Origin of the sequence: Arenimonas sp. (assembly GCF_041913985.1) — a bacterium.
Lineage (GTDB): Bacteria > Pseudomonadota > Gammaproteobacteria > Xanthomonadales > Xanthomonadaceae > Arenimonas.
The window spans coordinates 53,007-62,944 of record NZ_JAYSEG010000017.1 but is presented as its reverse complement, the minus strand read 5'-3'; the positions used below and the strand labels follow the sequence as shown (position 1 = coordinate 62,944).

The window sequence follows — 9,938 nt, the reverse complement described above, 5'->3', positions numbered from 1 at the left end:
CCCCAACCCCGCGCCCAACCCCCCACACCCCCGGGCTACCCCCGCCACGCTCCCCGCAACGCGGTGGGGGCTGCACCCCGCTCCTACAGGGGGGCGCGGGCTCAGAAGCGGATCTTGCCGGTGAGCATGTCCTTGAACATGACCCAGTCGCCCGCGAACGAATAGAACGGGTGCTTGAAGGTGGCCGGCTTGTTGTGTTCGAAGAAGAAGTGGCCGACCCAGGCGAAGGCGTAGCCGCTGACCAGCGCGCCCAGCAGCCACCAGGCGTTGAGCGTCACCAGCGCCGCCGCCGCGAAGCCCAGCGCGATGCAGCTGCCCACGAAGTGCAGGCGGCGGCAGGTGCGGTTGGCGTGTTCCCCCAGGTAGAACGGGTAGAACTCGGCGAAGCTGGAAAAACCCTGGCTCATGGTGGCGTCCCCCGGTGGTGCCGGCATTGTGCCGCAGGTGCGTCGTGGTGGCGTCAAGCGCCCTTTTCCTCGGCCTTGGCGCGGTTCCAGTAGGCGTCTTGGGCCTCCAGCGGCAGGTCCGCCAGGGCTACGCCCTCCTCCGCCGCCAGCTGCTCCATGCGCCGGAAGCGCCGCTCGAACTTGGCGTTGGCGCGGCGCAGCGCGGCGCCGAAATCCACCTTGGCGTGGCGGGTGAGGTTGGCCACCACGAACAGCACGTCGCCCAGTTCGTCCTCGAGCCGGTCGCGCGCGGCGGCGTCGGCCGGGTCGGCCGCGACGGCGTCGAATTCGGCGCGCACTTCCTCGATTTCCTCGTGCAGCTTGGCGATCACCGGCTCGGGGCCGGGCCAGTCGAAGCCCAGCGTGGCGGCGCGCTTCTGCAGCTTCACCGCGCGCTGCCATTCCGGCAGGCCGCGGGCGATGCCGGCCAGCACGCTGGTGTCGGCCACGCCGCTGGCCTCGCGCTCGCGGCGCTTGAGCTCTTCCCAGTTGGCCAGCTGCGCCTCGGCGTCGGCCTGGCTGGCGGCGTCGCCGAACACGTGCGGATGGCGGCGGATCATCTTGTCGTTGATGGCCACGGCCACGTCGGCGAAGGCGAAATGGCCAGCCTCTTCCGCCATGCGGGCGTGGAAGACCACCTGCAGCAGCAGGTCGCCGAGCTCGTCGCGCAGGTCGGCCATGTCGCCGCGCTGGATGGCGTCGGCCACCTCGTAGGCTTCCTCGATGGTGTAGGGCGCGATCGTGGAAAAGTCCTGCTTCACGTCCCAGGGGCAGCCGCGCTCCGGGTCGCGCAGGCGGGCCATGATGGCCAGCAGTTCGTCGATCTCAGCCATGCGCGGCCTCGCCAAGCCAGTCGCGCCACGGCAGGTCGGCGTCGCCGAGCGCGATGAAGTCGGGGTTGAGGATGTTGTCCTTGCGGTTGTAGTCCAGCGGCGTGCCGTCGAGCCGCAGCACGGCGCCGCCGGCGGCTTCGAGCACGCACTGGGCCGCGGCGGTGTCCCATTCGCTGGTGGGGCCGAAACGCGGGTAGACGTCGATGCAGCCTTCGGCGATGCGGCAGAACTTCAGCGACGAGCCCAGGCCGTGGCGCTCGGTGTCGCCCATGCGCTCGAGCGCGGCGGCGGTGCGGGCGTCGAGGTGCGAGCGGCTGGCGGCCACGCGCAGCGGCGCGGTGGCGGGCCGGCGCGTGCACAGCGCGATGTCCTCGCCGCCCTGGCGCAGGAAGGCGCCGACGCCGCGTTCGGCGTGCAGCAGGTAGTCGAACACCGGCGCGTACACCACGCCCAGCACCGGCCGGCCGTCTTCGACGAGCGCGATGTTGACGGTGAATTCGCCGTTCTTCTTCACGAATTCGCGGGTGCCGTCGAGCGGGTCCACCAGCCAGTGCCGCGGCCACTGGCGGCGGGTTTCCCAGGGGATGCCGGCGTCTTCCTCGCTGAGCACCGGGATCTCCGGCGCCAGCGCGCGCAGGCCCGCCACGATGATGCGGTGCGAGGCCAGGTCGGCCTGGGTGAGCGGGGAATCGTCGTCCTTGGTCTCGACCGAAAAGTCCTGGGCATACACCGCCAGGATGGCCGCGCCGGCCTCCCGGGCCAGGCCGATGCAGGCCTCGCGCAGGGCCGTCATGCGCGCCGCGCCAGCAGTTCGCGCACGATGAACAGCGCGGCCAGCGAACGCCCCTCCGAGCAGTCCTCGCGCAGCATCAGCTCGTGCAGGGCGTCGAACTTCCAGGGCACGACCTCGAGCTCCTCGGGCTCGTCGCCGGGCAGGCGCTCGGGATAGAGGTCTTCGGCCAGCACCAGGTGGATCTGGTGGTTCATGTAGGTGGGCGCCAGCGTGATCTGCCGCAGCACGGTGAGCCTGCGCGCGCCCATGCCCACTTCCTCCTTGAGCTCGCGGTTGGCGGCGTCCTCGATGCTTTCGCCGGCGTCCATGCGGCCCTTGGGCAGGCCCAGCTCGTAGCGATGGGTGCCGGCGGCGTATTCGCGCACCAGCAGCACGGTGCCGGGCTCGGGCACGGCGGCGATGATGACCGAGCCGTGGCCGCCGCTGACGAGGCGCTCGTAGCGCCGGCGTTCGCCATTGCTGAACTCCAGGTGCAGGATTTCGCGGCGGCCGCCGTCCAGCGGCTGCTCCTCGCGGGCGTGGATGGTGGGAAGTCGGCGCATGGCCCGATTCTAGCGGCTGCCCCCGCCCGCCGTCCCGGCGTGGACAGGGCCGGCCGTGGCACGGATCATCTGCGCATGAGCAACGCCCCCGAACCCCTCCCGAACGACGCCGGGGCCTGGCGCGACCGCGACCTGGCCGTGGTCTGGCACCCCTGCACCCAGATGAAGGAGCACCCGGGCACCCTGCCCCTGGTGCCCATCCGCCGCGGCCGCGGGGCCTGGCTGGAGGGCGTGGACGGCCGCCGCTACCTCGACGCCGTGAGCAGCTGGTGGACCAACCTGTTCGGCCACGCCGAGCCGCGCATCGCCGCCGCCATCGCCGCCCAGGCCCACGAGCTCGAGCACGTGATCTACGCGGGCTTCTCGCACGAGCCGGGCCTGCGCCTGGCCGAGGCCCTGCTGGCGGTGGCGCCGCGCCAGGCCGGCCGCGCGCCGCTGGCCAAGGTGTTCTACGCCGACAACGGCTCGGCGGCGATCGAAGTGGCGCTGAAGATGAGCTTCCACAGCCACGCCAACCGCGGCGACGGCCGGCGCACGCGCTTCGTGGCGCTCACGGGCAGCTACCACGGCGAAACCCTGGGCGCGCTGTCGATGGGCGACATCCCGCTCTACCGGCGCGTGTACGCCCCGCTGCTGCTGCAGCCGCTGTTCGCGCCCTCGCCCGATGCCTTCGAAGCCGCGCCGGGCGAGTCGGCCGAAGCCTGCGCGCTGCGCCGGGCCGACCAGCTGCAGGCCATCTTCGAGGCGCACCCTGGCGAGATCAGCGCGCTGATCCTCGAGCCGCTGGTGCAGTGCGCCGGCGGCATGCGCATGTTCCACCCGGCCTACCTGCGGCGCGCGCGCGAGCTCTGCGACGCGCACGGGGTGCACCTGATCGCCGACGAGATCGCCGTCGGCTTCGGCCGCACCGGTACGCTGTTCGCCTGCGAGCAGGCCGGCATCGCGCCCGACTTTCTGTGCCTGTCCAAGGGCCTGACCGGCGGATTCATGCCGCTGTCGGCCGTGCTCACCACCGACCACGTGTACGAGGCCTTCCTGGACGACTCGCGCGAGCGCGCCTTCCTGCATTCGCACAGCTACAGCGGCAACCCGCTGGCCTGCGCGGCGGCGCTGGCCTCGCTGGCGATCTTCACCGAGGACGACGTGCTCGCGCGCAACCGCCGCACCGCCGCGCGCATGGCCGAACTGGCCGCGCCACTGGCCGCGCACCCGCGGGTGGCGCAGGTGCGCCAGACCGGCATGATCCTGGCCATCGAGACCCGCGCCGCCAGCGGCGAGGACGGCACCGCGGTGGAGATCGCCGGCCGCGCCGGCCTGCGCGCCTACCGCCACGCCCTCGAACGCGGCGTGGTGCTGCGCCCGCTGGGCGACAGCCTGTACTGGATGCCGCCCTACTGCGTCGGCGAAGAGGAACTGACCCACCTGGCCGCGGTCACCGCCTCGGCCATCGACGAGGCGATGGCGCCATGAGGACCATCCGCAGCTTCGTGGACGCGCCGCTGTCGCCCGGCGCCACCGTCACCCTGTCCGAGCTCGCCAGCGGCCACCTGGTGCGCGTGCTGCGCCTGGGCGTGGGCGACGCGGTGGTGCTGTTCAACGGCGACGGCCACGACTACGCGGCGCGCCTGGTGTCGCTGGGCAAGCGCGGCGCCGAGGCGCAGGTGCTGTCGGCCTCGGCGGTGGCGAACGAGTCGCCGCTGGCGCTCACCCTGGCCCAGGGCGTGGCCCGCGGCGAGAAGATGGACCTGGTGCTGCAGAAGGCCACCGAACTGGGCGTGGCGGCCATCGCGCCAATGAACACCGAGCGCACCGAGGTGAAGCTCGACGCCGAGCGCGCCGCCAAGCGCATGGCGCACTGGCACGGCATCCTGGCCGCCGCCTGCGAGCAGAGCGGGCGCGCGCGCCTGCCGCGGCTGGCCGAGCCGGTGTCGCTGGCGGCCTATGCGGCGGCGGAAACGGCGCAGGTGAAGCTGATGCTCGACCCCGCGGGCGAGCTCTGCCTGCCCGACCTGGCGCTGGCGCCGGGCGCGACGGTGGCGCTGGCGGTGGGGCCGGAGGGCGGGCTGTCGGACCGCGACCGCGCCACGCTGCATGCGGCGGGCTTCCGCGGGCTGCGGCTGGGGCCGCGCATCCTGCGCACCGAGACCGCGGGCCTGGCGGCGATCGCCGCCCTGCAGGCCCTTTACGGCGATTTGGCCTAGGGGCTCAGGCGGCGGCCTGGGCCTGGTCGAGGGCCTTCTGGATCAGCAGCTCGACGCTGAGCAGGTCGGGCACCACCGCCGGGTCGTCGTTGAGGGTCACGCGGGCGTGCACGCCCAGCGGCAGGTCCTTCATCTCGTGCGACTCGTGCAGCGCCGGGGCCGACACCGTGACCAGGCGCGGGAAGCCCTGCGACAGCACGGCGAAGAACGGCAGCTTGGGGTTGTTGCCCAGCGCCTTGAGCACGGCCACCTTGGCGCCCATCTGGCCGTCCTCGGCCGACCAGCCGGCCAGGCGCGAGAACGACAGCAGCGGCAGGCGCCAACCGCGCCAGCGCACGCGGCCGAGCAGCCAGTCGGGCGCATTGGCGACCACTTCCGGGTCGGAATAGGTGATGACCTCGGCGACGCTGGCGTTGGGCAGCAACAGGCGGCCGCCGGTCACCGAGATCAACACGCCGCGGATGTCACGCTGCTGGGCGTTCATGCTTGCCTCCGGAAAACGGGGTTCAGTGCCAGCGCTGCGACACGCGCGCGGCCAGGTCGGCCGGGCTGGCAGCGGTGGCGCCGGCGCGCTGGACGGCGTCGGCGGCGGTGGGGTCGAAACAGGCGGCGGGGTCCTGGGCGAGCACCAGGCCACCGTCGGCCATCAGCTGCAGCACGGCGGGCACCAGCGCCGGGTCGGCGCCGCTGAGCACCAGCACGCCGCTCTCGGCGGGGGGCAGCGAGGCCACCACGTCGGCCAGGCTGCCGCCGGCGGTGAACTGCAGGTTGCCGCCGTCGTGGCAGGCGCCGAGGCCGGGCACCAGCACGGCCACGCGGCCCGGGAAGGCCAGCTTGCCCGCGACCGCGAGATCGAGCGGCAGCTGGCTGGCCTTGGCGAGCTGGTCGACCAGGCGGTCGTGCTTGCCGGTGTCGAGGTGCTGGTACAGCAGCACCGGCACCGGCAGCGTCGGCGGCAGGCCGGCCAGCAGCTGGCGCACGGCGTCGGGGCCACCGAGGCCGGCGAGCACCAGCAGCGCACCACTGGTGATCGACTGGGAGGGCTTGGCGTCTTCGTCGGCCAGCTTCAGGTTGTTGCCGCGGTCGAGCGCCGCCGACGAAGGCGGAACAAAGGCCACGGTGACCGGCTCCGGCTCCGGCGCGTCGCCGTCCATGGGCACCAGTTCGAGGCTGCCGAAACCAAAGCCGCCGCCGGCCGGCCGGGGCGCGGCGGCGGGGCCGGCGCTGGCCGGGCTGGCCGGGCTGGCCGGGCTGGCCGCCGGCGTGGCGGCCGGGGCGTCCTTGGCGTCGAAGGCCAGGGTGAAGTCGGGTTCGCGGGCGGTTTCGCGCTGGTCGTTGGCCTCGAAGGCCTCGAGCTGCGCGGCCAGCGCCGCGACGTCGTCGTCGAGGTGCGCGGCCGTGGCCACCTCGTCTTCACTGAAGCTGGAGAAGCTGACGGGTTCGTCGCTGAGCGCCACGTCGGCGAGCAGCGGCTCCTCGATGTCGAGCGCGGGCTCGTTGGCCACCACCATGCGCGCGCCCTCCTCGGGCAGCGCGGAGAGGTCGATGTCGAGCACGCTGGCGTCGAACTCCAGGTCTTCGGCGGGCTCGGCCGGGGCACGCGGCTCGGTGCCCACGTCGGCGCCGATGCGGCCCAGGGCCTGTTCGAGGTCGCCGATGTCGAGCTCGAGGTCGATCACCTCTTCTTCCACCGGCGCGGGCGCGGCGGCGGCTTCCGGCTGGGGCTCGTCGGCCAGCGAGGGCTGGGTCGGCACCCACTCGGAGAGGTCGAGCGATTCGGCGGCGTAGTCCTCGAGCTTTTCGTTCGCCATCACCTCGGCGGGCGTGGGCGGGGCGCCGGGCTCGAGCGCCAGGTCCATCTCCGGCAGGGCGTCGGCGTCGCCGGGCACGGGCGGCAGCAGGTCGCCGCCGACCAGCTTGGCGGCCAGGTGGCGGGCCCAGCGGGCCAGGTCCCAGCCGTCGAGCTGGCGGGTGACTTCGGCGTCGTCGAACATGACCTCGACGCCGGGCGTGGCGAACAGGTCGCCGAAGCGATCGAGCGCGTCCTCGATGGCCGGCTCCAGGCTCACCAGCACCACCGAGGGCGAATGGCCGGCGACGGTGGCCGGGTCGAGTTCGCCCGGGTCGCCTTCGGCCACCAGTTCGGCGCCGAGTTCGGCCAGGGCACGGCGCAGCTGGTCGCGCGCGTCACCCGGGCGCGCCAGCAGGGCGACGCGGACCGCGGACTCAGCCATTGACCGGCTCCATGCCCAGCATCTCGAACACGTTCCGCATCAGCTCGACTTCCTGGTAGGGCTTGCCGAGGTAGCGGTTCACGCCGATGTCGAAGGCGCGCTGGCGGTGTTTGTCGCCGGTGCGCGAGGTGATCATGATGATCGGCACGTCCTTCAGGCGCGGGTCCGACTTCATGTTCTGGGCCAGCTCGTAGCCGTCCATGCGCGGCATCTCGATGTCGAGCAGCATCAGGTCGGGCACGCGCTCGGCCATCTTCTCGATGGCGTCCACGCCGTCCTTCGCGGTGAGCACCTCGAAGTTGTGGCGTTCCAGCACGCGACCGGTGACCTTGCGCATGGTGATCGAGTCGTCCACCACCATCACCGCCGGGATGCGGCGGGCCACCACGGCCGGCGCGGCCGCGGCCAGCTCCGCCTCGCGGTCGGTGGTGGCCTGGCGGCGCACCAGCGGCGCGACGTCGAGGATCACCACCACGCGGCCGTCGCCCATGATGGTGGCGCCGAAGATGCCCGGGATCGAGTTGACCTGCGGGCCCACCGGCTTGACCACGATTTCCTTGCTGCCCAGCACCTGGTCGATGCAGATGGCGGCGCGCAGGTCGCCCGAGCGGGCCAGCAGCAGCGGCATCTGCAGGCTGTCCTGGGCCTTGGCCGGGGCGTGCCCGATCAGGCGGCCCAGGTCGTGGATGGCATAGGACTCGCCGGCGTAGGTGAAGCTCGGGTTCTCGCCGGCCAGCTGCTTGTCGAGCTCCTGGCGCGAGATGCGGCCCACGCCCTGCACCGAGGCGATGGGCACCGCGAAGCTGGTGTCGCCGATCTTGACGAACACGGCCTGGGTGACCGCCAGGGTGAACGGCAGGCGGACGGTGAACACCGAACCCTTGCCGGCCTCGGAGTCGATGATCAGCGTGCCGCCGAGCTGGCGGATTTCGCTGTACACCACGTCCATGCCGACGCCGCGGCCGGCCAGGCGGCTCACCGAGGCGGCGGTGGAGAAGCCGGTCTCGAGGATGAAGCCGTACAGGGCCTGGTCGGAGACCTCGGCGTCGGCCTTGAGCAGGCCGCGCTCGATGGCCTTGCGGCGGATCGCTTCCTTGTCCAGGCCGCGGCCGTCGTCGCTGACCTTGAGCACCACTTCGGAACCTTCGCGCATCACCTGGATGCGGACGGTGCCCTCCTCCGGCTTGCCGGCCTTGCGGCGGTCGGCCGGGGCCTCGAGGCCGTGCGCGACGGCGTTGCGGAGCATGTGCTCCAGCGGCGCGGTCATGCGGTCGAGCACGTTGCGGTCCATTTCGCCGCTGGCGCCGTCGACCTTGAGGTTGACCTGCTTGCCGGTTTCGCTGCCCGACTGGCGCAGCACGCGGCGCAGGCGCGGAACCAGCGCGTCGAAGGGCACCATGCGCGTGCGCATGAGGCCTTCCTGCAGGTCCGAGCTGACGCGCGACTGCTGCAGCAGCAGGGTTTCGTACTGGCGCACGAGGTCGTCGAGCGAACCCTGCAGCGAGGTCAGGTCGGCCGCGGATTCCGACAGCGAACGCGACAGCTGCTGCTGGGTGGTGAAGCGGTCGAGCTCCAGCGGATCGAAGGTCTCCTCGCTGGTGTCGCCCTCGCGCTGGTAGCGCGCGATGATCTGCGCCTCGGTCTCGATGTCGAGCTTGCGCAGCTGTTCGCGCAGGCGGGTGGTGGTCTGGCCGAGTTCGCCGAGGTTGCTGCGGAACGCGCCGAGCTGCTGCTCGAGGCGGGCGCGGTAGATGGCGACCTCGCCGGCGTAGTTGACGAGGCGGTCGAGCAGGTCGGCGCGGATGCGCACCTGCTCCTGCGGGGCGCGCACGCCACCGCCCTCTTCCTCGTCTCCCAGGCCTTCGATGGGCGCCGACAGCGGGGCCAGGCCGGCACCGGTGTAGGCGGGCACGGCGCGCGCGGCGGCGGCTTCCTCGGCGGCGGCGGCCTTGCGGTCGAGCGCGGTTTCGGTGGCCGGGGCGCGGGGCGCGGCGGCGGCGGCCGGGGCGGCTTCGCCGGCGGCCAGCGGCTGGCCCTTGGCGAGGGCGTCGATCTGGCCGATCAGGTTGGCCGGCAGCGCGATGGCCTTGCGCTCGCCGACGCGGGTGACCATGACGTGCAGGCGGTCGAAGGCGCGCTCGAGCACCACCACGCCGGTCTGGTCGAGTTCGCGGCGGCCTTCGGCCACCACCTCGAGCAGGGACTCCATGGCGTGGCCCAGTTCGCCCACCGGGAAGATGCCCGCCATGCGGGCGCCACCCTTGAGCGTGTGCAGGTCGCGCTGCAGGCCGACCACGAGTTCGCGGTCGTTGGGGTTGTCGCGCAGGCTGGCCAGCAGGCCGTCGGAGTGGTCGAGCAGGTCGCCCGACTCCTCCAGGAAGATGTCGAGCAGGTCGACGTCGAGGTCGCTGGTGTCGAGCGCGGCGTCCGGGTCTTCGGGGTCAACAGCGAGCGGGACCAGCGAGGCGACGGCGGCCAGGCCCGGCGCGGATTCGGCCTCGGCAGGCGCCTCGGCCATGGCCTCTTCGGCGACGGGCTCTTCGACGACAGGTTCTTCGGCGATCGCCTCTTCCGCGACCGGCTCCTCCATGACGGGCTCTTCGGACACCGGCGCTTCCGCAGCGGCTTCCCCGATGGCGAACTCGTCGGCGGCGAAAGCCTCGATGGCCGGTTCCGCGGGCACGGCGGCGACGGGGGCGTCGGGCGACGTGAGCGCCTCGAGTTCCTCGAGCGACATGCCGTAGAAATCATCAGCCGGGCCGGACTCGGCGGCGGCAGCTTCGGCGGCGGCAGCTTCGGCGGCGGCAGCTTCGGCGGCGGCAGCTTCGGCGGCGGCAGCTTCGGCGGCAGCAGCTTCGGCGGCAGCAGCTTCGGCGGCAGCAGCTTCGG

9 protein-coding genes are annotated in these 9,938 nt (G+C 72.7%); 2 read left to right on the top strand and 7 right to left on the bottom strand.

Annotation, left to right across the window (positions count from 1 at the left end; genetic code table 11):
* Positions 1 to 101 precede the first annotated feature (101 nt).
* Genes ACE3Q2_RS07755 through nudE form a run of 4 tightly spaced genes read right to left on the bottom strand, consistent with a single transcriptional unit; the run spans position 102 to position 2,614 of the window.
* Positions 102 to 407, bottom strand: coding sequence for an Mpo1-like protein (locus tag ACE3Q2_RS07755; protein WP_374473627.1), 306 nt, complete (start codon positions 405 to 407; stop codon positions 102 to 104).
* Between the two features lie 53 nt (positions 408 to 460).
* On the bottom strand, positions 461 to 1,279 hold the full coding sequence (gene mazG / locus ACE3Q2_RS07750) for a nucleoside triphosphate pyrophosphohydrolase (protein WP_374473626.1): 819 nt from the start codon (positions 1,277 to 1,279) through the stop codon (positions 461 to 463).
* Positions 1,272 to 2,072: a 3'(2'),5'-bisphosphate nucleotidase CysQ gene (cysQ, locus tag ACE3Q2_RS07745; RefSeq protein WP_374473625.1), complete on the bottom strand. Its 801-nt coding sequence runs from the start codon at positions 2,070 to 2,072 to the stop codon at positions 1,272 to 1,274. The genes mazG and cysQ overlap by 8 nt, the downstream gene beginning before the upstream one ends.
* On the bottom strand, positions 2,069 to 2,614 hold the full coding sequence (gene nudE, locus ACE3Q2_RS07740) for an ADP compounds hydrolase NudE (protein ID WP_374473624.1): 546 nt from the start codon (positions 2,612 to 2,614) through the stop codon (positions 2,069 to 2,071). The genes cysQ and nudE overlap by 4 nt, the downstream gene beginning before the upstream one ends.
* A 75-nt stretch (positions 2,615 to 2,689) precedes the next feature.
* On the opposite strand from nudE, the gene bioA reads away from it, so the two are divergent.
* On the top strand, positions 2,690 to 4,084 hold the full coding sequence (gene bioA, locus ACE3Q2_RS07735) for an adenosylmethionine--8-amino-7-oxononanoate transaminase (RefSeq protein ID WP_374473623.1): 1,395 nt from the start codon (positions 2,690 to 2,692) through the stop codon (positions 4,082 to 4,084).
* The gene (locus ACE3Q2_RS07730) at positions 4,081 to 4,815 is read left to right on the top strand and encodes a 16S rRNA (uracil(1498)-N(3))-methyltransferase (RefSeq protein ID WP_231697751.1); all 735 of its coding nucleotides are present in this window, start codon (positions 4,081 to 4,083) and stop codon (positions 4,813 to 4,815) included. Before bioA ends, ACE3Q2_RS07730 begins: the two co-directional genes overlap by 4 nt.
* A gap of 4 nt (positions 4,816 to 4,819) precedes the next feature.
* Here ACE3Q2_RS07730 and ACE3Q2_RS07725 read toward each other — a convergent pair whose 3' ends face one another.
* The 3 genes from ACE3Q2_RS07725 to ACE3Q2_RS07715 all read right to left on the bottom strand — a co-directional run.
* Positions 4,820 to 5,299: a chemotaxis protein CheW gene (locus ACE3Q2_RS07725; protein WP_231697750.1), complete on the bottom strand. Its 480-nt coding sequence runs from the start codon at positions 5,297 to 5,299 to the stop codon at positions 4,820 to 4,822.
* Between the two features lie 22 nt (positions 5,300 to 5,321).
* Entirely contained in the window at positions 5,322 to 7,049 is a 1,728-nt protein-coding gene (locus ACE3Q2_RS07720; protein WP_374473622.1) for a chemotaxis protein CheB, read from the bottom strand.
* A partial coding sequence (locus tag ACE3Q2_RS07715; RefSeq protein WP_374473621.1) for a response regulator occupies positions 7,042 to 9,938 on the bottom strand: 2,897 nt, incomplete at its 5' end. The genes ACE3Q2_RS07715 and ACE3Q2_RS07720, both read right to left, overlap by 8 nt.